Origin of the sequence: uncultured Brachyspira sp. (genome assembly GCF_944388875.1) — a bacterium.
In the GTDB taxonomy this organism is placed as follows: Bacteria; Spirochaetota; Brachyspiria; order Brachyspirales; family Brachyspiraceae; genus Brachyspira.
The window spans coordinates 57,223-83,759 of sequence record NZ_CALXKQ010000010.1 but is presented as its reverse complement, the minus strand read 5'-3'; the positions used below and the strand labels follow the sequence as shown (position 1 = coordinate 83,759).

Sequence of the window (26,537 nt, the reverse complement as noted above, 5' to 3'; positions counted from 1 at the left end):
TATTATGTCGATTAGTGGAAATTTTGAAACTCGTACCGCTTTCCATATTCTTTTGAAATTCGTTAAAATTATTATTTTGTTATATAATTTATTTATGAATAAGAAAGTTAAAGATACTATTAGTTTTATCTTATTATTGATTGTTGTAATATTGGTATTGTGGTATAAAGCTCCTATAAATGGTATAAAATGCCGTCCTGAAAATGTTTCAAAAATAGAAGTTAATTATGTTAATAATATAATTTCAATAACTAATACAAATGATATATCATTTATAATAAAAAGTTTAAATAGTATATCACTAAATAGATCAATATTAAAAAATTCAAGTATAGGGTATAACATAAAAATTTACACTTCAAATAATAATGTATTAGATGATATAACTATATATTCATCTGAAGTTGCTTCTGTGGGAAAGTTTTTTTATACCGATAAAAATAATATGCTTCCATATAATTATTTGATTAAATTGTATTCAAATTACTAAAAATATATTTGATTTATTATACAAATGATATATAATACTAAAAAAATTGGGCTTATTAAAATCTATGGAAATAACAGAATATAATATTAAATATTTAGATCAAGTATTAGAATTATGGAATGATATAATAGATGAAGGAATATATTTTCCTCAAATAGAAAAACTAACAAAAGAAAATGCTGATTCTTATTTCAAATCTCAAGACTATACAGGAATAGCTTTGTATAATGATGAGGTCTATGGTGTTTATATTTTACATCCGAATAATATAGGAAGATGCGGTCATATATGCAATGCTTCCTATGCCGTTTCAAAAAATGCTAGAGGTAAAGGTATTGGAGAGATGCTTGTAAAAGATTCTATGAAAAAAGGTTCCGAACTCAAATATAGAATCTTACAATTTAATGCTGTAGTGATATCTAATAAGACTGCTCATAAACTTTATGAAAAGTTGGGTTTTAATAAAATAGGTATAGTTAAAGAAGGTTATCTTAATAAGAATAATATATATGAAGATATAGTATTATATTATATAGATATTTAATAATGTTATTGCATATTATATAAATATACAATAACATGAAAAAATACAACACTTTTTTAAAAAATAGAGTATATTATTAATGTAAGAATGTCGGAGAAGAGTATATTATGAAAAAATTTCAAAGCTTAAGAATCAAGATGCCTCTAATTATTATTTCTATGGTAACATTATTTATTGTCATTTTAATAGTTATAACAGAAATAAAAGCATCAGACAGTATAAAAAACGCCACATATACAGGATATAATAATACAGTTATGGGCTATGCTTCACTTGTTGATACATGGTTTACAGATCAATTGGCTATAGCTGGTATATATGGAACGTCTGAAGAATTGACGAGATACTTAGAGCTTAGAACAGATGAATTAAAAAATATTGCATTAAATAATCTTAAAAAGTTTAGATCATTAAATGAATATGCAATTAATATAGGGTTATCAGATACTTCAGGATTAGTTTTAATAGATTCTGATAATGAAGATTTGGTTGGTCAGAATATTTTTAATATACATCCTGATTTAAGAGATAAAATAAATGGAAGTTCAAAAGGTGTATTTGGAGATGAAATTACTCATTCTTTGACAACAGGCGGATGGTCTTTAGTTCTTCTTGAAAAAGTAACAGGCAATAATAATACGGTGATAGGATATTTATATGTAATACTAGATTGGTCTACACTTAACAAAAATCATATAGAACCTCTTGTAATAGGAAAAACAGGAAGTATGTATGCTGTAGATAAAAATTTAGTGATAAAAATACATAGCAGAACTGAAAATATAAATGGAACAGCACCTCAGCAATTTAAAGAGGCTTTCAATCTAGGAAATGGAATATTAAGCTATGAATTTAATAATGAAAAAAGAGTATCTTCTGTTATTACATTAAAGACACAGCCTTGGGTATTGGGTATATCAGTAACAGAAACTGAAATTTATGAAGCTAATGTAGCCCTTATGAGAATGATGATTATCATATCTATAATTGCTATAGTTGTTATATCTATATTTATTTCAGTATTTATACAGTTAATAACAGGACCTCTCAATTTATTGGTTGGACTTGCAAAAGAGATAGCAGAAGGTGATTTAAGAACTACTAAGCAAAAAATACATCGTAAGGATGAACTTGGAGAATTATCCAATGCATTTGTTGCTATGAGGAAAAAACTTGTAGAAACAATAAGGGTGGTTGAAGAATCAGCAAATAATATTACAATGGCAGCAAAAGAATTATCTGAACAGAATACTGATTTGGCTCATAGAACTGAAAGTCAGGCTGCAAGTATAGAACAGACTTCTGCCTCTATGACTGAAATTTCTGCTACAATAAAGGAATCCGCTGATAATTCTATAAACGGCAGTAAAATGATATTAGATTCTAAATCATCTGTTGAAAAAGCAGGCAGTATAATAGCAGAAACTACTGGAAATATCGAAGAAGTACATGAGGCTAGCTCTAAAATTAAAGATATTACTAAGATAATTGAAGATATAGCATTCCAAACTAATATACTTGCTCTTAATGCTTCCGTAGAGGCAGCACGTGCTGGAGAACAAGGAAAAGGTTTTGCTGTAGTAGCAAGTGAAGTAAGAAACTTAGCACAAACTACTCAAACTTCTGTAAAAAGCATTACAGATTTGATAGAAAATGTTTATGAAAAAATTAATGTAGCTACTGGAACAGCAAGAGAATCTCAGGAGATATTCGTTGAAATACAAAATAGAATAGATGAAGCCTCAAATATTATGATGAATATAAGTAATGGTGCTACTGAGCAGCAATCTGGTATAAATGAGATCAAAATTGCCATTGCAGAAATGGATTCTACAACCCAAAAAAATGCTGCTTTGGTTGAAGAGGCTACTGCTTCCGCTGAATTGTTGTTTGCCCAGTCAGAAGAACTTATGTCAGCTATTCATGTTTTTAGACTCCCTGATGGAAGCAGATAAAATTAATATATAATTAAAATTATACTCTGTGATGTATTTTTTAATACACACAGAGTTTTTTTATAATAAATATTTTTGTATTATTTTAATTATACATATTGCATTATAATCAAAAAGTTATACAATTCATATACTGAATAAAAAATAATATCGTCCGAATAAATTTTTTTTGATATTTTAATATTAATATAGAAGGGATGTCTTATATGAAGAAATTCAGAAGTTTAAATGTGAGGATGCCATTAACTATTATTTCTATAGTTGTAATATTTATGGTAATATTGATTGTTATAACAGATGTAAAAGCATCAGATAGTATAAAAAAGACTGCTTTATCAGGATATAACAATACAGTTTTTGGTTATGCTTCGCTTATTGATACTTGGTTTGATGAGCAGCTTATTATTGCAAATACATACGGTACTGCAAAGGAGTTAATAGAATATTTACAAATTAGAACAGATGAAACAAGAAATGATGCTGATGCAATTTTAAAGAGATTAAAATCATTAAACAAATATGCTATTAATATAGGTTTATCAGATTCTGCGGGGAATATATTATTGGATTCTGATTATGAAAGTTTAATAGGAAAAAATATATTTGATTTGCATCCTGATGTAAAAAATAAATTAAATTCAAATGACAGAGGAATTTTTGGGGAAGATGTTATGACAAATAATTTTACAGGAGGATGGCATTTAATTCTGCTTGAAAAAGTTTATAATACAGATAACAATATTGTGGGCTATATACATATATTCTTAAATTGGACTACATTAAATCAAACTCTTATAGAGCCTCTCGTTGTAGGAAAAACAGGACACATGTTTACTATAGATGAAGATTTAGTTTGTAAGATACACAGTAAGACAAAAAATATAAACATAATAGCTCCAGCAGAACTAAAGGGAGGATTTGATTTAGGAAAGGGTGTTTTTAATTATATTTGGGAGAATGAGAAAAGGGTATCTTCTGTTATAACATTAAAATCTCAGCCTTGGGTATTAGGCATATCTATAACAGAGGATGAGATATATGAGCCAAATAGAATGCTTATGATTATGATGATTTTTATATCAATCGTAGCTATAATTATAGTATCTGTATTTATATTTATTTTTACTCGTTCTATAATAAAACCTTTAGATATATTGGTTGATGCTGCTAAAGAGATAGCAGACGGAGATTTAAGAACAACAAAGCAAAAAATATTTAGAAAGGATGAACTTGGAGAATTATCAAATGCTTTTGTTGCTATGAGAAAAAAACTTGTAGATACTATAGAAAAGGTTGAGGAATCGGCCAATAGTATCAGCACTGTTGCGAAAGACTTATCAGAGCAGAATAGCAATTTATCCAGCAGGACGGAGAGTCAGGCTGCAAGTATAGAAGAAACTTCAGCTTCTATGAATGAAATTTCCACTACAATAAAAGATTCTGCCGACAACTCCATAAATGGAAATAAAATGATATTAGAAGCTAAATCATCAGTTGAAAATGCAGGAAGCATAATACTTGAAACAACTTCTAATATAGAAGAGGTTAATGAAGCTAGTGCTAAAATTAAGGATATTACAAAAATAATTGAAGGAATAGCATTTCAAACTAATATACTTGCTCTTAATGCTTCTGTAGAGGCAGCACGTGCTGGAGAACAAGGAAAAGGTTTTGCTGTAGTTGCAAGTGAAGTAAGAAACTTAGCACAAACTACTCAGACTTCTGTAAAAAGTATTACAGAATTAATTGAAAATGTTTATGATAAAATAAATAAAGCTACAGGAACAGCTAGAGAATCTCAAAAAATATTTGCAGAAATACAAAATAAAATAGATGATGCTTCAAAAATAATGGAAGGTATAAGCCAAAATGCCATAGAACAGCAGAATGGAGTTGATCAGGTAAGGGCGGCAATTTCACAAATGGATTCTACAACACAGCAGAATGCTTCTTTGGTTGATGAGGCTACATCTTCAGCTAAATCATTATTTAATCAATCAGAAGAGCTTATGGATGCTGTACATATATTTAAACTTCCTGACTGAATCATATAATATCTAATATTATTTTTATTGTTATATATTTAATTTTATGGGCTTTTAATAGCCCTTTTTTTATTTATAAAAATTTGATATTTATTCATTTTCGTATAAAATAGAGTATATTTGATAAAAGGTATTATATGTCATTTAGTTTTAATGTATTGAAAACAAGTTCTCAAACTTCGGCAAGACTTGGAAAAATAGAGATTAATGGTGTAGAAATAGATACTCCTGTTTTTATGCCTGTAGGTACTAAAGCCAGTGTTAAAGCTTTAACTCCAGCTATGATAGAGGAAACAGAAAGTAAAATAATACTTGCAAATACTTATCATTTGGTTTTAAGACCTGGATTAGAGATATTGAAAAAATTTGGCGGAGTAAAAAAGTTTATGGCTTGGAATGGAGCCATGCTTACAGATTCAGGCGGATTTCAGGTATTTTCGCTTGCTAAGTTAAGAAAGATCAATGATTCAGGTGTGGAATTTAGTTCTCATATAGACGGTAATAAATATCTTTTTACTCCTAAAAGTGTAATGGAAGCTGAGCATATAATAGGAGCAGATTTTATTATGTGTTTGGATGAATGTTCTAAGCATGATGCAACTTATGAGTATGCTAAAGAAGCTATGTTAAGAACTCATAAATGGGCTAAAGAATGTAAAGAGTACCATGACAGCATGCCTAACAGTGAATACCAATATCTTGGAGGTATAATTCAGGGTGGTATGTTTGATGATTTGAGAAGAGAAAGTGCTGAAACTTTAGTTAGTATGGACTTTCCTTTTTATTCTATAGGAGGGCTTTCTGTAGGGGAAACTCCTGAAAAGATGCATGAAGTACTTTCTAAGGTTATGCTTTATACTAACAAGCAGAAGCCTCGTTATTTAATGGGGGTAAGCGAACCTAGAGATATACTTAATGCTGTTATGGAAGGTATAGATATGTTTGATTGTGTTATGCCTACTAGAAATGCCAGAAATGGAGAGGCTTTCACTATGAATGGTATTATTAGAATAAGAAACTCTAAATATAGAATGGATGATACCGTACTTGAAGAAGATTGTGATTGCTACACTTGTAAAAATTTTTCTAAGGGATATTTAAATCATTTGGATAAGGTGCATGAGATATTGTTTTCCACTCTTATGACTATACATAATGTAAGATTTATGCAAAGATTTATGAGGGATTTAAGAAATTCTATTGAAAATGATGTATATTCCGATTATAGAAAGGATATGATGAAAAAATTTTATGAAAATTGATATTGATATTTTATATATTATAAATATTATATATAAAAAATAATTAAGTGAGTTTATTTATGGATAATAAATATGCTAAGCTGTTAGATAAGTATAATTCTATTTTAGCCAAGAATTCTCATGATCCTTATAATAGAGCTGTTTTGGCTAGAATATATATGAAAGAAAATAAATTTGAAGAGGCTGAAGATAATTATAGTTTAATTCTTCAAAATAATCCAGAATATCCAGAGGCATTATATATGATGGGTTTTCTTTCTATGAAAAAAAGAAGGTATTCTTTAGCCATTGATTACTTCAAACAACTTATATCTATAGGTAAAGCCAATTCATTTGTATATGAGTATATATCTATTCTTGATAGAGAAAACAGAAGTGAATATTTAGAAAAAGCATTGGAACAAGCTAAAAGTGCAAAAATTAGACCTAAAGATTATAAGAGATGTGCCTATATGGCATTTCAATCTTTTGTTTGGAAAGAGTATAATATAGCTTTAGAATATGCTAATTTAGCTTATAATGCTAAGCAGACTAATGATATTATTAATTTGCTTGGATGTATATATCATTATAATGAAGATTATGATAAGGCTCTTTCTTTTTTCCATGAAGTTAATGCTAATTATGAAGGCGGCAATTCTTATGTTTTATGCAATATAGCTTCTTGTTATAGGAAAAAAAATAGTAATAAAATGGCTGTTAGATATTTAGAAAAGGCTAGGGAAGTTGATAGTGATGATAAATTGATATACTACAATATTGGTTCTATATATGCTGTTACTGGAAATAAAAAATTAGCGTATGAAAATTTTGAAAAAGCATTAGAAATAGATGAAAATTATAAAGAAGCTAGAAGAGCTTTAGAATCTGTGAAAGAATGATTATTATTTTTTAGTTTACATAATATTAAAAAATTACATAAATAACCTTTAAATATTATTTAATTTAGTATATTATTGTTAACTAAAGTTTTGAAAAATATATGTGGGGTATTTTAACTGTGAATTTTTTTGATTATATTAAATACAATTTGTTTAACATAAGAACTCCCGAATTAGTGGAAAAGATGCGTATGGAGGAGTATTCTGACAGAATATCCAAACAGAAATACGCTTTTGTAGATTTAAAAACTAAATCTTTAACTGTTGCATGTGCAAAATTTGTTTTTGAGATGTATAAGGTAGTAGGTCCTTTGCTTTCTCCATTAAAAGAAGAATTTATAGTAAAAGATGGAAAGCAATTTTCTTATTATCTTATAGAGGTTTCTTTTAACAATGAAATAAAAGAATTATATTCTACTTTAAATAGAGATTATATGATGTCTCAGATACAGTCAGGTAAAAACCCTAATGCTGTATTTAATGAAGTAAAAAATAATTTTGTGAAATTTAAAAAATATATAAGCGGAGAAAATGGAAAAGAAATAAATCTTACTTTTAATTTACTTAAAGACTTTGCTCAATTATCAAATTTTGATTTCTTTCTTTTTTTAAGAGCTTTTTGCCCTTCCTTTGTAGACGGTGCATATAGTTCTAATCCGCAGTTTAAAGCAAGCTCCAATATTCAGATAGTTGATGATATTGTAAAACTTGATTACGCTGTTAATTCTATAACTATAAGAAAGGAGCTGTTATCTGCATTAAATATTTTTCAGCAGTATATAGGTATGCCTCCGATACCTGAAAAAAATATTAAGGCTTTTTTAGCTAGAATAAAATATTTGCAGACACCGGGTATATTAAGTGATATTATAGTGTATTTGCTTAAGGATTTTACATATAAATGCACTATAAATCCTTCTAATGTTAATATATTTGTGAACTATATTACGGATTTTACCAATAATCTTAAAAAGGATATGGACAGCATTGTTAATGAAATAAAGAGCAGTAAAATTGCTGGTATGCGTAATAAAATGTTTAATGGAATAGAAATATTAAAGCTTGCAAACGTTAATGAAGAAAAAAATGAACAGTTGGAAAAATTTGATTGCCCTATATTCACTTGTGTTGAGCCTTTGCAGTATATAAAAACTTTTATTATAGAGATGTTTGATATGAATTATAAGGCTCCTTTGAATGATATGTTTTTAGGTGCTGAGTTTGTGCATAAAGATAGAAATTCAATGGGTTTGGATGCTTTTTATACTTTGAATGATGTTATAGAAGGCATACAGAAATTTGATGCTATGCTAAGTCCTGAATCTGAAAATTTTAAACGTCTTAAGGGATGGATTATATCCAAAAATAAGGCAAATGCTAATAGAGATTTAATAGAAACTATGGTTAATAAAATAGATTCTGAAGGAAATAAAATAGTTCTTAATGTGTACAATTCTGTTATAGATATTACTACTATAGTTAAAAATGTTGTTGAGGATTGTTCCAGCGGAAGCAAAACTGAGATTAGCAATGCAAGTAAAGTTCAGAATTTGCAGAAATTTAATTTAAATATAGCAAGAGATATGCTTGATACATTTGATAATTTTATTGCTCTTATGAAAAACTTTATAAGGTAAATTTAGATGAATAAAAATCATAAAACCGCTGTACAAATAATAATAGGTATTTTAGTAAGCGTTATTTGTTTATATTTTGCTTTTAGAGGCATTAATATAAAAGAATCTATAGAAATAGTAAAGAATATTAATGTTGTATATTTTTTAATCTCCTTGGTACTAAGTGTTGTAATAATAGCTTTAAGGGGCTTAAGATGGGAATGTTTTATACCTCTTAAGAAGCCTATAAAAAAAAGAACTATAGTTATGGCTACATATATAGGTTATATGGGAAATAATATATTGCCTGCTAAACTTGGCGAAGTTGCCCGTGCTTATATTCTAGGTGTAAAAGAAAATGTTAGTAAATCAGCATTAATAGCTTCTGTTGTTACAGAGAGATTATTTGATGTTATAACAGGAGGAGTTATATTAACACTTTCTGTTATATTTATACCTAATTTACCAAAAACGGTTACATACGCGGCTATAGCATTATTTGTTTTTTCAATGGCTGGTTTTTTAGTTTTAATATTTTTAGTATGGAAAAGAGAATTTGCTCATAAGTTTTTTCATAAAATCTTTGGAATACTTCCTAAAAATATAGGTGAAAAATTAATTGAGTTTTCATGCAATTTTATAGACGGCATAGGTTTTAAGAATGACCCTAAGCATATATTCTTAATATTTTTCTATACTTTTCTTTATTTAATAGGGCAGGTTCTCACCATAAGTTTTTTATTGACAGCATTTAATATTAAAGCATCTGTTATGATAGCATTATTTATGTTTGCAGTAGGAGGCTTTGGATTTGCTGTACCTTCTGCCCCTTCTGGAATAGGACCTTTTGAATGGGCTGTAATATTCGGGCTTTCATTAATAGGTGTAGAGAGAAATATTGCTGCTCCTTATGCTTTGGTTTATCATATTATGGGAATTGTTCCTATAGTTATTATAGGGTTTATATTTTTGTTTATGCTTGGAATAGATTTGAAAACTGCTGCTAGTGGCGATAGCAGTTCTGATATTAATTAGAATATATAATGACTATATGACGTTCTTTATCCATTATTGAGTTCAGTTTTTTTATTTCTATATTGTATTTATTTTTTGAAATATTTGCATTTTTTAGCTCTTCTTCTATTTTTTCCATTTTACCTTTATAGGCTATCAATCTTGCATTTTTAGTTTTTATTTTTGAGAATATTTTTAATAATGTTGAAATATCGGAGAATGCCCTTGAAGTTATAGTATCATATTTCTCTTTTATTTCATAGGCATTTATGCATTTTATTTCTATATTGTTTAAATCTAACTCTTTCTTTGCAATTTTTAGAAAATCAACTTTTTTATTTTTAGATTCGCATAGAGTAAATTTTTTATTGCTGTAAATAACTGCAAGAGGTATTGATGGAAGCCCTGCACCTGTTCCTATATCTATTATATTGTCATAATCATAAAATATATTCAAAGCGTATAAACTGTCTGCTATATGATCATTAAAAAAACTCTCTTCATTTTTAGCACCAGTTATATTTACTTTTTTGTTATAATCTATGGCAAGAGATGCATATTTTATGAGCTTATGCTTATTTTCTTCATTAATTTCAATATTTGTTATTTTATAAATATATTCTATTATAGAATTGTAATCCGTCATTACCAACCTAATTTTCTTGCATTTTGTTTGGCACTATCTCCAGCAGAAACATTTGTTATATTATATCGTAATTCTCTTTTATCCGTTTTGCTTTTCATTATAAACTCTTGAGGATATGGTATATTATTTACTGTAGTATAAGCACCTAATTCAATATTTATAACATTATCCATAAAAGCTGTAGAAAAACTTCTTACTCTATAAGTAGATGCTGAGAAAACTATTGTATCAACTCTGTCAACATAACCAATTTTTAGTGTATGCCAGTTTTTTCCTAATGTTATATTGCTGCTTACTATTTTTTTAGATAAATCTATAAACTTATAATCTAATATATCAGCATAAACTTTTGGAAAACGCATAATTGGAGGCTCTAAAGAAAATTCATTAAAATTTCTTTTTACAGGTTCTTCTAATTCTGGAAGATCCAAAGTAAGCTGATTATCATTAACTTTAGCATCCATTATTAAACTTCCTAAAAGCCCATCAACAACATTCATGTATTTGTTATTACTGTTTTTATAATAATTAACAAGCATAGGCATTTGATCCAAATCATCTCCGCTGTAAAAAGCACCTCCTGATGAATATATGCTTGTAAAAGGAGATTTTGAGAATCTATTAAAAGCCTCTTTCATCACTTCTTTTTCATTTTGGGCAAATACTAAATTTGTAAACAGTATAGTTAATATAATATATTTTAAATATCTCATTATATGCAAACCTCTTAAAAAAATTCTATAATATTAAAAACCTATTTATTTATCTTCAGTTAAACTTTCTATTTTATCTTTTACACCTTCTTCATCATAATCAAATTCTTTATTTATAGAACTTATTGATTTTCTATAGTATTTAAGAGCATTTTTATAGTCATTTTTAGCATAATAAGCATCCGCTATATGATGATATATTTCTGCCTTTGAATTTTCATCAACATATAAAACAGCTTTTAATAATGTTTTTAAAGCATTATCATAATCTCCTTTTTTATAATAAGCAAAACCCAATGTATCTATATAGTGAGGGGAATTAGGTTCTAATTGTACAGCATTTTTCGAAAGTTCTATTGCTCTGTCTATGTCTGTTCCCAATGAAACCAATGCCCAAGCCAAACTATTCATGTTTTGTGCGGATGTTTCATCCTGAGAATATTTATAATTGGCATACATAAGTGCTGAGTTTGTATTATTAGCAGCTAATGCAGTTATATAAGGGATATTTAATCTGTATTCATTAGTATTAGATTTATTGCTGTTAAAGTACTCTAAATCTTCCTGCAGGTATTTATTAGCGTTATTGATATCATTATCAAATAAATAGCTGTAGGCTCTTAAATAACTATATGAATATTTTTCTTTTTCAAACTTGTCTATAGCATTGATTGCTAAAGAACTTTCTCCTATTTCTGTTGCTGTTAATACTAATGAAACTAATTCATTTTCTCTTATATTATTATTTTTTAAAGACAGATATTTATTAATCATTTCTTTTGAGGCTTTAAAATTATTTTGATTTTTAAACTCTAAGGCAGCCTGCAAATATAAATTATTAAATTTTCCAGTATTATCATAGCTTATTAATTTATCTATATGACTAGGCAAAGCATCTATATTGTTAAGCATTAAATAAAATGATATTATATCCATTTCAGCATTCATTTTATTATCTTCATTTCCTATTTTATCTATCATTTTATAATATGCCTGTATAATATCTAAATCTATTTCTCTTCTGTCTAAATCTGCTTCTATCATATTTAAAGCATTGCTGTATCCGTTATTTTGTGCTTCTAATATTATAGTAAGTATTTTAGGTGTTCTGCTGTCCATTGTATCTATTTCAGAAAATAGTTCTTTATTATATTTATCTGACATAAAGCTTAAATATGCACTTAAAAATAATGAATCATCAACTATAAGACTGTTTGAATATGCTTCATTATATTTTTCCAAAGCCTGATAACTTTTTACTATACCATAAGCTGCTGTATATTTATCTGTAGGAGATAATTGAACATCTTGAAGCTTATTTAATCTTATAATTGCATTTGAAAATCTGCTTAAATAAAATTCGCTCATGCCGTAATAAAAATTATAGTATTGAATATAATTATTGCTAGCCCTTCCATTTTCATTTACTTTAGAAAAATAAAAGATAGCTTTTTCAAGTTCTTTACTTTGATAGTAGGTAAAGCCTAATAGTATTAGAGCATCATTATTTGAAGGGTCTAATTCATAGGCATTTTGAAGATAGTATTGAGCTTTTTTTATATCATTAATCACAAATATATTTCTTTCAGCAGCTTTTATTAATAATTCAGCATCTTCAGGATTATCTAAAACCAATTTATCATATATTCTTGAACTTTCATAATATTCCCCTAAAGCTTCATGAGTTTCAGCTAATGTTATATATATTTCTTTATTTTGAACACATTTTAGTACTTCCTGAAGTATAACTTTTGAACTTTCCAAATCTTTAAGTGTTTCTTCTGTTATAGTTTTAGATGCTAATGCTTTTTCTTTATAGTACAATGCTAAACTATATGCAGCTTTTGCTTCTTCTTCATTTTTTATATATGGAGAGCCTTCATCTGAATTTTGGGTTTGGGCAAATATATTAACTGCACTAAAAATAAAAATTAATAATATAATGCTGAATCTTTTAACAAACATATTTATGATAACTCCAAAGTTTTTAGTTTACATAATTTTAATATATATTTGCATTTTTATCAATACAAAAACTATAATAATAGATTGTGAGTAAATTATAAGATAAATTATTTTGCCGTTTCAGTTTCTTCTTTAGAGAATATTTTGTCTAATAAATCTTCTAGTTTTTTATTAGTGTAATAATCAGCCTTAACTTTTGCAACTATATCCAAAGTATTTTTTCTAGGTATTTTTATAGGTTCTCCCATAAATATATTGTAATTATTTTTCATAAGTTTTATTGTTTCATAACCCATTAATATGGCAACCAAACAGAAATGTCTATATCCTGCAGCCTTTTTTTCTATTGTCATTATGTATTCTATTGATGTTTTAAACTCATCCATTGCCGATTTTATCATTTTATCAAGTATTTCCATAGATTTATCCATATAAGCCCCATCTTCAAAATATGGAGCAGGATTTTCATTGTCAAATAATGTTAATGGCCAAAATACTCTTTTTTCTTTATAATCCATTTTAGCATCTTTTATGATATTAACTTTTTGAAGGAATCTTCCCAAACTTTTAGCTTTTTCTTTATCTAAATCCAAATTATCAGATATCTTTATAAGTTCTGTTAAATAAACTCCAACTGTGCCAGCAACATAGTAGCAATAATCATCCAAATCCTCAAATGTTGATATGCTATGATCCTGATAATATATCATGCCGTATCCCATTTCCCTCAAATATGAGATTGATATATTTTTTATATCCTGTTTGAAAGCAAAAAAAGATTTTAATACAATATCAGCATTTTCTATTAATACCTTATCATTTTCATTTATAGTATGTTCTATTACTATCTTTTTAAAATTTTCTAAATTATCAGTATTTTCTGTTTTTAATATATTTATAAAACCAGTTATCAATGTTTCTTTATCTTCTATATTATGAGTTGAATCTTCTATAGTGTCAATTATTCTAGCAAGCAGGTACTGAACTTCAACCTTATTTTTTTTATTTTTATCGAGCAAGGGTATAGTTAAAGCAAAGCTTCTTGAAACTAAATCTAATAAATATTTTGTATTAATTTTTGCTGCAGCCATAATTTTATTTCCTAAACACTTTAATTTTTTAATTTTTTAACAAAGATACGCAATGAACAGCTATGCCTTCTCCTCTTCCTACAGCGTCCATTTTTTCATTTGTTTTAGCCTTTATTGATATATTTTCTATATTTGTTGATAGAACTTTTGATAGGTTTTCACGCATTAAATCTATATAACTTCTCAATTTAGGTTTTTCTAATATTATCGTGATATCTATATTTCCAATGCTGTAATTTTTATCTTTCATTATAGATACAGTTCTTTCTAAAAGAATCATTGAAGAAATATCTTTATATTTATCATCATTATCAGGAAAATGACTTCCTATATCCCCAAGTGCCAATGCTCCTAGTATAGAATCTATCAAAGCATGTATAACAGCATCGGCATCTGAATGCCCTTTTAACCCTAATTCATAAGGAATTTCAATTCCTGCCAATATTAGTTTACGATCTTCTGCGAATGCATGAGAATCGTAACCATAACCTATTCTCATTTTTTAGTTTCCTATTTTTTAATGCTTAAATTATACAAAAATAGTTTAATTTGTCAAACTATTTTGCATGCTTATTAGATGATAATAAATTTTTCAAATGTATAATATGTATTTTTTTATGATATGTACCAATGGGGTATACATTAAAAATATATAAATTCTATTTTGTATATTGAATAGTGAGTAAAAATTTATATAATACTATACATAGAAAAATATAAAATAAAAAATCGGAGAGAACAAATGAAAAAAATAGGTCTTTTACCTAGAATTATAATAGGTATAATTTTGGGTATACTAGTTGGTATGTTTCTTCCAGCACCTATAGTGAGAATATTTGTAACTATAAGTACAATATTTAGTTTATTTTTAAACTTTATTATACCATTAATGGTAGTTACATTTATAGGTTATGGTATTGCAAATCTAACGGAAGGTGCTCCTAAATTAATAGGTATTACAGTTATTATATCTTATGCATCCACATTAATAGCTGGAAGTATAGCATTTTTTGTAGCTTCTAATCTTTTCCCTACGCTTTTAGGTGCGGCAACTTTGAGCAATGTAAAATTGGAATCAGGTTTGGAAAGCTATTTTACTATACCGCTTAAACCATTATTTGATGTTACATCAGCTGTAATATTTGCCTTTATATTAGGTATCGGAATTACTCTATTAAGACCTAAAGGACAAGGGGCAGAATTATTTTCTATAGTAAAAGATTCTGAAGAGGTTATACAAACTATATTAAAAAATATCATTATTCCTATACTTCCTCTTCATATTTTAGGTACATTTGCTAATTTAGCTTATGCGGGAAGCATACAGCATATTATATTGATATTTGCTAAAGTATTTGTTGTTGTTATAATACTTCATTTGCTTTATATAACAGCTTTGTTTATTATTTCTGGTGTTATAGGAAAGAAATCTCCTTTAATGCTTATCAAAAATCAAATACCTCCTTACTTTACAGCTATAGGTACTCAAAGCAGTGCGGCAACTATACCTGTTAGTTTGATAGCTGCAGAGAGAAACGGAGTATCCGAACAGATTAGAAAATTTGTAATACCTCTTTGTGCTACTATACACTTGGCAGGCTCTATGATAACTATTACATGCTGTTCTACGGCAGTTATATTAATATTGGGACAAAACCCTACATACGGTTCTATACTTCCATTTATACTTATGTTGGGTATAGCTATGGTAGCTGCTCCAGGTGCTCCTGGCGGTGCTATAATGAGTGCTTTGCCTTTCCTTTATATGGTTGGAATTACAGGAGAAGAATTACAGGGTTTGATGATAGCATTATATTTAACTCAGGATTCATTTGGTACAGCTGCTAATGTTTCTGGAGATAATGCTATTGCTGTATTTGTTGATTGGTATTATCAGAAAAATATAAAAAAAACAGCCTAAAATAGATTCTTGTTTAATAATAAAAGAGGCAGCATAAAAGCTGTCTCTTATTTTTTATATTAAAAATATATCTTATTTACATTTTTATTAATTAAAGTATAATTGTAAACATAATAATTTATTATTTTAAAGGCAAATTAATTTATGAATAAAATAAATAAAATATATATAGGATATCCTCCATTTGAAAGCGACAGAGGAGTAGCATTATTATCGCAAAACAGACAGTTCCAATGGTTCAAAAGTCCCACATATATTTATCCTGTAGTACCAGCTACTGCTGCAACCATGATAAAAAATGCAGGATATGATGTAGACTTTGTTGATGCTATTGCTAGAAATATGACAGCAGAACAATGGCATAAATATTTAGATGAAAAAACTCCAGACTTATTATTTTTCGAGGTAAAGACTCCTGTTATATATAAGGCTTGGAAAATAGTTGATGATTTAAAAGTTAAATACCCAAATATGATAGTGGTTATTGCTGGAGATCATGTTACTGCTATGCCTGAAGAGACTATGAATAACTGCAAGGTTGATTATTTATTAATGGGCGGTGATTATGATTTTCTTCTTTTGAATTTAATAGAATTTTTAAATGGAAAAGCACAATTAGAAAAGGGAATATACTACAGAGAAAATAATAATATAAAAAATACAGGATTTTTTGAATTAAGACATGATTTAAAAAGTCTTCCTTTTATAGACAGAGATTTAACACAGTGGCAAAGATACGCTTATGATAATGGAAACTTTAAACGTATTCCAGGAACCTATATAATGGCTGGAAGAGATTGTTGGCATCATAGATGTACTTTCTGCTCTTGGACTGGAATATATACTAACTTCCGTGCTAGAACTGCTGAAAATGTTGCTGATGAAGTGGAGTTTCTTTATAACAAATATAATATTAGAGAGATAATGGATGATACTGGTTGTTTTCCTGTGAAAAAATGGCTTAATGATTTCTGCAATTTTATGATAGATAAAAAACTTAATAAAAAAGTTAATATAGACTGTAATATGCGTTTTGGTGCTTGCAATGAAGATGAATACAGGCTTATGAAAAAGGCTGGATTTAGATTTTTATTGTTTGGTTTGGAATCAGCAAGTCAGAATACATTGGACATGCTTAAAAAAGGAAATAAAGTAGAAGAGATATTCCCATCTTGTAAGGCAGCATCAGATGCAGGACTTTCTCCGCATATAACAGTAATGCTTGGATATCCTTGGGAAACAGAAGAAGATATTGAAAAAACTTATGAACTTACTAAAAAACTTCTTCTTAAAGGTTATGCTAAAACCATGCAGGCTACGATTATAATACCATATCCCGGAACAGAATTATTTAATCAATGCAAAAGAGAAAATTGGCTTACTACAGAAAATTGGGAAGATTATGATATGCGTACTGCCATTATGAAAACAGATGTAGGTGAGGATAAAATAAAGGCTTGGGTACAAAAGTTATATAATTTGAGTTTTACTCCTCAGTTTTTAATTCATAAGGTATTATCTATAAGGGATTTAGATGATATAAAATATTATTTGCGTGCATTTAAAAAAGTATCAAGCGGACATTTAAAAGACTTTGCATAATTTTTGTTTTATTATAAAATTAAACAAACTATTAAATATAATAAGGAGTTTTTATGGCTAGAGTTAAATTTATGGAATATGAAGAAGCCCAAGGCAAAGTAAAAGAGGCTTTCGATTATCAATTAAAAAAAAGCGGCAATGTTACAAATATGAAAAAAGCATTATTGAATGACTATGCCACCTATGAAGCATTTATGGGATGGTATGTTTCTTTTGACAGATTAGTAGAAGTTGTTGGAAAAAGAGCTGCTATGATACTTGCTCATTCTGTTTCTACTACTAACGGATGTATGCTTTGCTCTTTATTTTTTATCAGAGATTTAAAAGCTATAGGCGATGACCCAAAAAATCTTAAACTTGATGAAAAAGAACAATTATTATCACAATTAGGTATGCAGATGGTAAAAGACCCTAACGGTGTAACTGATGAACTTATTAGCAATCTAAAAAAACATTTCAATGATTCTGAAATAGTTACTATAGTAGGTTTTGCTGCTCAGATGATGGCTACTAACAATTTTAATGCTGTATTAAAAATAGATTTAGATGAATCTCTAGTACCTATACAGGGAGAGTTTGAGAAAGAAACTTGGAGAGCTAAAAATAATTAATAATATATGATAAGTAATTATGAAATAACAAGTGAATAAAAAAAAATTCTCTTGTTATTTTTTTATAATAAATATATTATTTGCAAATTAGACTTGTTTCAAAAGTACTTTATAAATTATAAAAGTAATGTTTTACAAATTGTATAAATTATTATTTTAGTATGTAAATATGAAGTCTTTAGTATTTCAAAGGTATAGACAGCATCTAAAATAAGAGGGTAGGTGCTAGTACCCGCAATTGTAAATAAAATTAGTTTTGAAATAAGTATATTAAAATGACAATCTGGTAAAATAAATGGTAAGTATAATCATTACAACAAAAAATTCTGAAGACTTTATAGCTGATTGTATAAATGCAGCAAAAAATTCCAATTATAAGGATATAGAAATAATATTGGTAGATAATAATTCATCTGACAAAACCGTAGAAATAGCAAAGTCATTAGGTGCAAAAACATTTATTAAAGGCCCAGAACGTTCTGCTCAGAGAAATTACGGAGCGGAAATGTCGAGCGGAGATATAATAGGTTTTTTAGATGTTGATATGACTTTATCCGAAAATGTTATTACGGAATGTTTGGAGATTTTTGAAAATGATAAAAATATTCAAGCTTTATATATACCAGAAAAAATATACGGAAGCAGTTTTTTTAATAGAGTAAGAAGTTTTGAGCGTTCTTTTTATGATGCAACTGTAATAGATGCGGTACGTTTCTTTAGAAGAGAAACATTTATAAAAATAGGCGGATTTGATTTAAATTTAAATGGTACAGAAGATTGGGATATTGACAGACGCATAAAACAGATAGGGGAGGTATCAATAATAAAATCTCCTCTTTATCATCATGAAAATCATACATTAAAACAATACATAATAAAAAAAAGCTATTATGCCTCTAACTTTGATAATTACTTTAAAAAATGGGGGCATGACGAAACTACTAAAAAACAATTTGGTATGTTTTATAGATATATAGGCGTGTACATAGAGAATGGTAAATGGAAAAAATTATTATCACATCCAATCTATTCAGTATCAATGTATTTTCTTAGGTTTTTAATTGGTATTGTATATATATTATCCAAATTTAATATTTCAAAGAAAGAAAATGTATATAAGGATAAAAAATGATAGTCAATAATAGAAAATTACTAATAATAATTTCAATAACAGCTATAATAATAGGGATAGTTATTAGATTTTATCTATATAATAGAACTATAGTAGGATATCCTGTAGGAGTAGACGGAGAATATCAGTTATATCAATTACAAAAACACATTAATGAAAAAAGATTTCCAATAGAAGGTGTTTTCCTTAATAGTCCTGAAACTTATGATAATGAAGAAAATGCAAGAGTACCTGGAGGGTATTTTTATTTATCGTATATGTTTAAATATCTTATAGGAGGACAAACCTATGAAGGTGCAAGGCTTGTAAATTTAATAAATTCTATATTAGTAAGCATTATATTTTTTGTTTGGATTTATAAAAGATTTTCTTTAACCGCATTTAGTATAATCCTTCTTCTTATGTCTGTAAATATTTATTTTCTAAATTCTGGAAATAATATATATAATCCGAATAATCCTTTAATACTATCTTTTATATTTTTACCTGTATTATATGAATATTTGTATAATGATAAAAAGTTTATATATGCAGTTTTGCTGTTTCCGATATTAGCTTTATCAGCACAATGCCATTTTTCAAACTTCTTTTCTATAATACCTTCTTTAATAGTATTTTTAATAATTAGATGGAAAAAAGATACTAAAAAAAATATAATACCATTGTCAATAGGTGTATTTATATCGTTTCTAACATATCTTCCTTATCTGATATATCAATTTCAGAATAACTTTGAAGGTTTATTAAAAATATTGGGCAGAAAATCGGAGTTAAGCAGTAATTATGTAATACAGCCTCCTCAAGTATATTCTATATTTCTTTTTGTTACAAATGAACGCGGCGGTAAATATGTAAACGGATTAAAAGATATAATTAATTCATATTTTACAAGTAATCATTTATATATTTTTACATTTATATTCTATGTACTTTCATTTATATTTGCATTAATAGTTTTAATTTATGCGTATAAACATTTTTTCACTAAAAAAATGATAACAGAAAATAGCAGAGAAACTGAAGTATTAAGAGATTTATTATTTTTCTATATTGTATATATTATTTCTACAATAGTATTTTACATGTTGGGTGGAATAGCAGGCGGAGGAAGACCTCATTATTTTTATTCATCATTTACATTAGGATTTGTACCTCTTATATATTTTATAGAGAATATAAGATATACAAAAACTAAATATATTAATTATATTTTCTTATATACTTTTTTGAATATGATTGCAATTATAATTTATAACTTATAATATTATTAAATTGGTGTTTATTCATTATATAACTAAGAAATAAGAATGCAGTCTTTAGCAGGATGACTGGCTAGTTCCAACAATTAATAAATAAAATTAATTTTGAAACAAGTATATTTTAAATACAACTTTAAATAAAAAAACTTATACTGCTTAATTTTATAAAACAGTATAAGTTAATTATATTTTCTAGTATGATAATTATAATATATCTTCTATTCCTGAAATTTCAATTTTCTTCATAAAAGAATATATTACCACTAATTTAATACTATTTTCTCCTTTTTTATCTTTAGCCTCTGCAAGATAATAATATTTACAGCCTTGAACTATTTTATGACCCAAATAAAGTTCAGCTTTGTAATCAAAATCTGAAACACCTTTATCAAATAAATCAAGTAAATGCTTAGACTCAGCAGATTTGTTTTCTTGTATAGCAGCTTCATATGAACTAGAACAAATTATTCCTCCTACAGTACCAATTTGAGAACTTTCAATTATAGTTTCCCTGCTTGCAATAGAAGCTTTTCCGTCAGTATCAACATTTATTATCATTAATTCATAATAAGGTATAGGATTAAGAGTAGCAGGTGTACATCTTGTTATATAGGCATAATTTGTTCCATTAACCAATTGTTCTCCTAAATAAAGCATTAATTCTCTGCTAGCTCCGTAGAATCCTTTAATTCCTCTTTGAAAAATACCTATTAATTCATCAGATATTTCATTTTTTTGTTTTACATTTATTTTAAAATTTCCAACCATTATAAAAACTCCTTAAATTTATTATTAATTGATGTTTAATATTATAAAGAGTTTATATGCTATGTAAACTATATATAGTTGGTATTAAAAGAAAATATGCAACTGAAAACACAATATGTTTTATTTGTAGAAAATAAATTTGCTAAATATTAAGTCAGAAATATTTAGTAAATTATAAAAATTAATAATCTCTTTCTATTATTTCATCTATCATATTATTAGTATAATGTAAACCAAAGAAATCAACCACTTCAGAAGTTATATTATCATATACTATTATGTTAACACCATTAGTAGTTTTTCTTAAATTGCTTCTGCTTATCATTATTCTGTTTCCGCTGTCGATTACCAAATCATTATATTTATTAAGCTCTTTATGATAAAGATAATTAGTTTCGCCCATAGAAGAAAATACTAATTTGTTTTTATCTATAACATAAGAAACATTATTAGTATATATTTCATTAGTTATATTAAAATTAGAATAAAGTCCTTTTACAACTCTATCATTAGTTCTGTATTCTCCAAGCATATTTATCACTATAGTATAGTCATTAAGATTAGTTATTTTTGTTATGTAGTTATGAATATTATCTATATCTCTAAGATTCATATCATAAACCCTATTGTATTCGTATAAAGCATTTTTCTCCCAAGTATTATAATTAGCATCTCCTCTTCTGTCCGGCAAATCAAAATTATCTTTTAAATATTTGCCTAAAAATGAAGTATATTTTTGTACGCCTTTATAATTTAAATGTCCTGCATCATTATAATCATTCCAAAAGTCTAAATTATAATTATCATAATAATGATTGAAATTCATAAAAGGAATATCATACTCTTTTGCAATTTCTCCTACTCTGTTGAAATGTCTGGCCTCATCATCAGTCATAGGAAAAGGAGAAGCTATAACTACTATAGGTATATTATTAGTTTTGGCAAGCTCTAATATTTTTCTATAATAAGTTTCCTGCTCTTCAAGTAAAGGCAGAGTATCTTTAATGTTTTCTATATCAGGCTTTTTAACAGGAAATGTTTTATTATGAAAAGAATAACCTTTGAAATATTTATAATGATTATAATTATTAGCATAAGGAACAAAGTCTTCATCTTTTAAATCTTTGTATCTGTTATGATATCTGTACATTGGATTAATAAACTCATCAAATCTTTCTGCTGCTGTAACTTTTAGAGAATCTATTCTATTTTTAGACCATTTTAATGCATAAGTAGCTGCTACTATTTGATAGTCTACAACATTTGTCCTGCTTGCTGCTATAATATAAGACTCCAAAGCAATTAATTTCGGCTTTTGATATTTTAATGCCTCTACCAAATAATGATAAGTACTCCATATAGGCTGACTTCCAGAGGTAAAATTATAAGCAGCAATACCGTACTCATTATACAAAACAGCAGGATTAATATTATAATGCACATGACTGCTTCCAAGAATAAGTAAATCTATACTATTAGTTTTTTGTTCATAAAAACTGTCGCCTTGATATATACCATTCTCATTTTTAAATCTTAAAACTCTGCTTGAAAACCAAAGCAATGTAATAAATATAGCTATAAAGCAAATAATTTTTAATGTGTTTTTTATCATATTATAAACAGCCTATTATTTTTTATATTCAAACTCAATATATAACTAAACAAACATAGTTTGTCAAAAATAAAATCATATTTTGTTTTTAATATCTGGTGCTTTCCTCACCGATTTGCATATGGCATAGATAAGTAAAAATCTATATTAAATTTAACAATTTATACTATATGTAAAAAATGATTAATACTATTTGACAATCATTTTACATTTGCACTTTTTGGTTCTTTTTGCGGCGGGAAAAAGAACAACAAAAAATTGACAAACTTAAAAAGTTTTACTATATACTTAAAATTTTCAAGTTTACAAATTTATTATTATCATTTTATAAAGCCATACAACTTGCAATTAATAAATTAGTATACAACATAATTAATAAAACTTTTATCTATTATTAATACCTCCCTAAAACTGAAAATATATAAACTGCTTAGGATCAAAGCCTGCACCGTATTTGCCGTATATGATTATAAAAAATAACAAGAAAAATATTACAGCCCATCTGAAATACAAACATTGATTTTTTAAAAACTCATAAATAGTTTCTTTCTTTATATACTTAATAACATCAACTAAAAATAACACTATCAAAGATATTATAAGTATATTCATTTCAAAACTGTCTAATCCCAATTTGTATAAGGAGCCGTCAAACAATCGCCATAAATCTATTTTAGTAAACATTCTCTCTATATAGTAAAAAGCGTCATGTATAGTTTCTGCCCTAAAAAATATCCAAGCCAAATCTACTATTATAAATGTAATAATTACTTCAAGAAGTTTAAAGCTGAAACTTTTTACCTTCACGCCAAATTTATTTAAAACATTATTCCTAAACTTTGAAGTAATATCTTCTATTAAGTAAAATATTCCATGAATAGCACCCCAAGCTATAAAAGTAAAATTAGCTCCATGCCAGAGTCCGCTTACTAGAAATGTTAATAATATATTAAAACTTCTTCTTAATTTTGAGCATCTGTTTCCGCCTAAAGGTATATAAAGATAATCCCTAAACCAAGTTGATAATGATATATGCCATCTTCCCCAAAACTCTTTTATGCTTCTAGCAAAATAAGGTGTATTAAAATTCTCCATTAAATCTATTCCCATAACTTTAGCCGTTCCTATTGCTATAAGTGAATAGCTTGCAAAATCACAGTATATCTGCACCGCAAAAAGTAATGCTGATAATAACAATTCGCTTGAGTTATAAATATAATATCTATTAAAAACAGTATCTACTAGTATTGCTGCTCTGTCTGCTATTACCATTTTCTGAAAATAGCCGAAAAGCATTAAAATAAGTCCTTCAGTTATTCTTTGATAATCGAATCTTTTTATTTTATCCATATTCTGAATTTGTCCGAGTAAATGTTTTGAACGCTCTATCGGACCTGCCACTAACTGAGGAAAAAATGATACGAACAATGCATACTTAATAATATTTTTTTCAGACTTTATTTCTCCTCTGTAAACATCTATAGTATAGCTTAATGCCTGAAAAGTGTAAAATGATATTCCTACTGGTAAAATAACATCAAAAGGCTTTTCTATTAATCTTATATTTAATGCTGATAAAATCATATTTATATTTAATAGCAAAAAGTCAAAATACTTAAAAAACACAAGTATTGCAATATTTATTATAAAGCTGAAAGCTACAACTATTCTTTTATATTTTAATTTTTCTATTAATATACCGCTTAAAAAAGTTACTACAGTAGAAGTTCCCATTAATAATGCATATTTAGGATTCCAAAACATATAGAATATATAACTGGCTATGAAAAGACATATATATCTTAATTTTTTTGGAAATATCCAATATAATATAAGCGTTATAGGAAAAAATATTAAAAAATCCGTAGAATTAAACAGCATTTACATAACTCATAATAATAACTAAAATATACATTTATAACTTATAAAGAGTATTAATTGTAATATAAATTATATAAAAAACTAATTTTAATTTAACATTTTTATATATTATCTTTTAATTGTTGGATTAATAGAATTATCATCATATTCCAAATATATATTATCAACTATTTCTTCGGTAAACTTATCATAAATGACCATGTTTATGCCATTAGTTGATTTTATATAATTTGTTCTATTTATAGATAGTTTTTCATTATTAACAACCAAATCAGTATAATTTCCTATTTCTTTATAAAATAAATAATTACTAGAGCCTTTAGAGGAGTATATAAGATTATTATTATCTATAACATAAGAAGAATTTTGTAAATATATGTTATTAATATTAAACTTTGATGCTATGTTTTGAATAATATTATCATTTTTTTGATAATTGCCAAGCATAGTAATACCTATAATATAATCATCAGCATTTTTTACTTTTTCTATGTATTCATTTAAATTTGCTAAGTTTGTTAGTTCAAAATTATAAATCTCTTTATCTTGATATTTAGCATTCATTTCCCAAGAATAATATTTAGGATCACCTCTTCTATCAGGTAAGTCATAATTCTCTTTTAAATATTTGCCTAAATATTTTGCAAGCTTTTCTGCTCCTTTATAATTTAAATGTCCAGATTGATCATAAAAATCTTTTGAAAAATCTAAATTATAATCATCATAATTATAGTTTAAATTAATAAAAGGAACATTATATTCTTTTGCAATTTTTTTTGCCATATTATATTTTTTTTGATCATATTCATTATAAAGAGAATATGGAGATTTTACGATTAAAATAGGTATATTATTATTTTTTGCTAACTCTATTACCATTCTGTAATACTTCTCTATCTTTGGGTATAAGCTTATTTCATTGGTAATATAATTAACATTAGGTTTTGTATTACTGCTAATACGGTAAAAAAGAACATAACCTTTATAATATTTGTATTTTTCTCTACCTCTATAGCTAAGAAAATCTTCGAAAGTAAGAGAAGAATATCTATTATGGTATTGGTATAAAGGATTTAAAAAAAAGATACATATATTTTTAGGTGAACTTATAATTATGCTATTTATTTTATCAAAAGAAAACTTTAGTTCATAATTATTTTTTATAATTCCTGAATAATCTGCATATTCATCATTAAGTGTTGTTGTTAATGCATCTAAAACTATTAATTTAGGTTTTTGTTTTTTTAAAGCTTCTTTTAAATAAAAATAAGTATTCCATAAAGGCTGTATACTACCTCCAAAATTAAATGAAGATATACCATATAGTTTGTATAAATAAAAAGAATTTATATTTACATAAGAATGACTGCTTCCTAATAATAGAACATCTATAGAATTATTTTTTAATTTATAAAATGAATCAAATAGATAAAAATATTTAAATTTTAATACATTGTTTACAGCATAAAGCAGTACAAAAAATATCAATACAAAAGAAATTATCTTTATAATTTTTATTTTCATAAATA

22 protein-coding genes are annotated in these 26,537 nt (G+C 26.7%); 13 read left to right on the top strand and 9 right to left on the bottom strand.

Going from position 1 to position 26,537, the window contains the following annotated elements; genetic code table 11:
- The 8 genes from Q0J69_RS07930 to Q0J69_RS07895 all read left to right on the top strand — a co-directional run.
- Positions 1-490 (top strand): hypothetical protein (locus Q0J69_RS07930; protein ID WP_297205904.1); only part of this gene is annotated, 490 nt, incomplete at its 5' end.
- 64 nt (positions 491-554) lie between these two features.
- Positions 555-1,034, top strand: a complete 480-nt coding sequence (locus tag Q0J69_RS07925) for a GNAT family N-acetyltransferase (protein ID WP_297205902.1) — start codon at positions 555-557, stop codon at positions 1,032-1,034.
- 107 nt (positions 1,035-1,141) lie between these two features.
- Positions 1,142-2,989 carry a methyl-accepting chemotaxis protein gene (locus tag Q0J69_RS07920; protein ID WP_297205900.1) on the top strand — a complete coding sequence of 616 codons (1,848 nt, stop codon included), beginning with the start codon at positions 1,142-1,144 and terminating at the stop codon, positions 2,987-2,989.
- Positions 2,990-3,195: 206 nt separating this feature from the next.
- Positions 3,196-5,034, top strand: a complete 1,839-nt coding sequence (locus Q0J69_RS07915) for a methyl-accepting chemotaxis protein (protein ID WP_297205898.1) — start codon at positions 3,196-3,198, stop codon at positions 5,032-5,034.
- Between the two features lie 137 nt (positions 5,035-5,171).
- On the top strand, positions 5,172-6,296 hold the full coding sequence (gene tgt / locus Q0J69_RS07910) for a tRNA guanosine(34) transglycosylase Tgt (protein WP_297205896.1): 1,125 nt from the start codon (positions 5,172-5,174) through the stop codon (positions 6,294-6,296).
- Positions 6,297-6,355: 59 nt separating this feature from the next.
- Positions 6,356-7,177, top strand: coding sequence for a tetratricopeptide repeat protein (locus tag Q0J69_RS07905; RefSeq protein ID WP_297205893.1), 822 nt, complete (start codon positions 6,356-6,358; stop codon positions 7,175-7,177).
- Between the two features lie 119 nt (positions 7,178-7,296).
- A complete protein-coding gene (locus Q0J69_RS07900; protein ID WP_297205891.1) occupies positions 7,297-8,814 on the top strand; it encodes a DUF5312 family protein in 1,518 nt (505 codons plus the stop codon).
- A gap of 6 nt (positions 8,815-8,820) precedes the next feature.
- Positions 8,821-9,828 (top strand): lysylphosphatidylglycerol synthase transmembrane domain-containing protein, encoded by a 1,008-nt coding sequence (locus Q0J69_RS07895; protein ID WP_297205888.1) that lies wholly within the window; start codon positions 8,821-8,823, stop codon positions 9,826-9,828.
- Here Q0J69_RS07895 and rsmG read toward each other — a convergent pair.
- From rsmG to ispF, 5 genes are all read right to left on the bottom strand, one after another.
- On the bottom strand, positions 9,821-10,453 hold the full coding sequence (gene rsmG, locus Q0J69_RS07890) for a 16S rRNA (guanine(527)-N(7))-methyltransferase RsmG (RefSeq protein WP_297205886.1): 633 nt from the start codon (positions 10,451-10,453) through the stop codon (positions 9,821-9,823). The genes Q0J69_RS07895 and rsmG overlap by 8 nt on opposite strands.
- On the bottom strand, positions 10,453-11,166 hold the full coding sequence (locus tag Q0J69_RS07885) for a hypothetical protein (RefSeq protein WP_297205884.1): 714 nt from the start codon (positions 11,164-11,166) through the stop codon (positions 10,453-10,455). Before Q0J69_RS07885 ends, rsmG begins: the two co-directional genes overlap by 1 nt.
- A 45-nt stretch (positions 11,167-11,211) precedes the next feature.
- A complete protein-coding gene (locus Q0J69_RS07880; RefSeq protein WP_297205881.1) occupies positions 11,212-13,131 on the bottom strand; it encodes a tetratricopeptide repeat protein in 1,920 nt (639 codons plus the stop codon).
- A gap of 107 nt (positions 13,132-13,238) precedes the next feature.
- The gene (locus tag Q0J69_RS07875) at positions 13,239-14,222 is read right to left on the bottom strand and encodes a squalene/phytoene synthase family protein (RefSeq protein WP_297205878.1); all 984 of its coding nucleotides are present in this window, start codon (positions 14,220-14,222) and stop codon (positions 13,239-13,241) included.
- A 28-nt stretch (positions 14,223-14,250) separates the two neighbouring features.
- A complete protein-coding gene (gene ispF, locus Q0J69_RS07870; protein WP_297205875.1) occupies positions 14,251-14,721 on the bottom strand; it encodes a 2-C-methyl-D-erythritol 2,4-cyclodiphosphate synthase in 471 nt (156 codons plus the stop codon).
- A 243-nt stretch (positions 14,722-14,964) separates the two neighbouring features.
- Between ispF and Q0J69_RS07865 the strand changes: the two genes are divergently transcribed.
- The 5 genes from Q0J69_RS07865 (at position 14,965) to Q0J69_RS07845 (ending at position 20,750) form a co-directional block, all read left to right on the top strand.
- The gene (locus Q0J69_RS07865) at positions 14,965-16,143 is read left to right on the top strand and encodes a cation:dicarboxylase symporter family transporter (protein WP_297205872.1); all 1,179 of its coding nucleotides are present in this window, start codon (positions 14,965-14,967) and stop codon (positions 16,141-16,143) included.
- A gap of 144 nt (positions 16,144-16,287) precedes the next feature.
- The gene (locus Q0J69_RS07860; protein ID WP_297205868.1) at positions 16,288-17,745 is read left to right on the top strand and encodes a radical SAM protein; all 1,458 of its coding nucleotides are present in this window, start codon (positions 16,288-16,290) and stop codon (positions 17,743-17,745) included.
- A gap of 53 nt (positions 17,746-17,798) precedes the next feature.
- Positions 17,799-18,356, top strand: a complete 558-nt coding sequence (locus Q0J69_RS07855; protein ID WP_297205865.1) for a hypothetical protein — start codon at positions 17,799-17,801, stop codon at positions 18,354-18,356.
- Between the two features lie 295 nt (positions 18,357-18,651).
- Positions 18,652-19,488 (top strand): glycosyltransferase, encoded by an 837-nt coding sequence (locus Q0J69_RS07850; RefSeq protein ID WP_297205862.1) that lies wholly within the window; start codon positions 18,652-18,654, stop codon positions 19,486-19,488.
- A complete protein-coding gene (locus tag Q0J69_RS07845; protein ID WP_297205859.1) occupies positions 19,485-20,750 on the top strand; it encodes a hypothetical protein in 1,266 nt (421 codons plus the stop codon). Before Q0J69_RS07850 ends, Q0J69_RS07845 begins: the two co-directional genes overlap by 4 nt.
- A gap of 201 nt (positions 20,751-20,951) precedes the next feature.
- Here the strand turns inward: Q0J69_RS07845 and Q0J69_RS07840 are convergent, their stop codons facing one another.
- From Q0J69_RS07840 to Q0J69_RS07825, 4 genes are all read right to left on the bottom strand, one after another.
- Positions 20,952-21,515, bottom strand: a complete 564-nt coding sequence (locus Q0J69_RS07840; protein ID WP_297205857.1) for a hypothetical protein — start codon at positions 21,513-21,515, stop codon at positions 20,952-20,954.
- A 181-nt stretch (positions 21,516-21,696) separates the two neighbouring features.
- On the bottom strand, positions 21,697-23,127 hold the full coding sequence (locus Q0J69_RS07835; protein WP_297205854.1) for an SGNH/GDSL hydrolase family protein: 1,431 nt from the start codon (positions 23,125-23,127) through the stop codon (positions 21,697-21,699).
- Positions 23,128-23,532: 405 nt separating this feature from the next.
- Complete coding sequence (locus Q0J69_RS07830; RefSeq protein ID WP_297205851.1) at positions 23,533-25,008, bottom strand: MBOAT family O-acyltransferase; 1,476 nt, start codon at positions 25,006-25,008, stop codon at positions 23,533-23,535.
- Positions 25,009-25,116: 108 nt separating this feature from the next.
- Entirely contained in the window at positions 25,117-26,532 is a 1,416-nt protein-coding gene (locus Q0J69_RS07825; RefSeq protein WP_297205848.1) for a hypothetical protein, read from the bottom strand.
- Positions 26,533-26,537 lie beyond the last annotated feature (5 nt).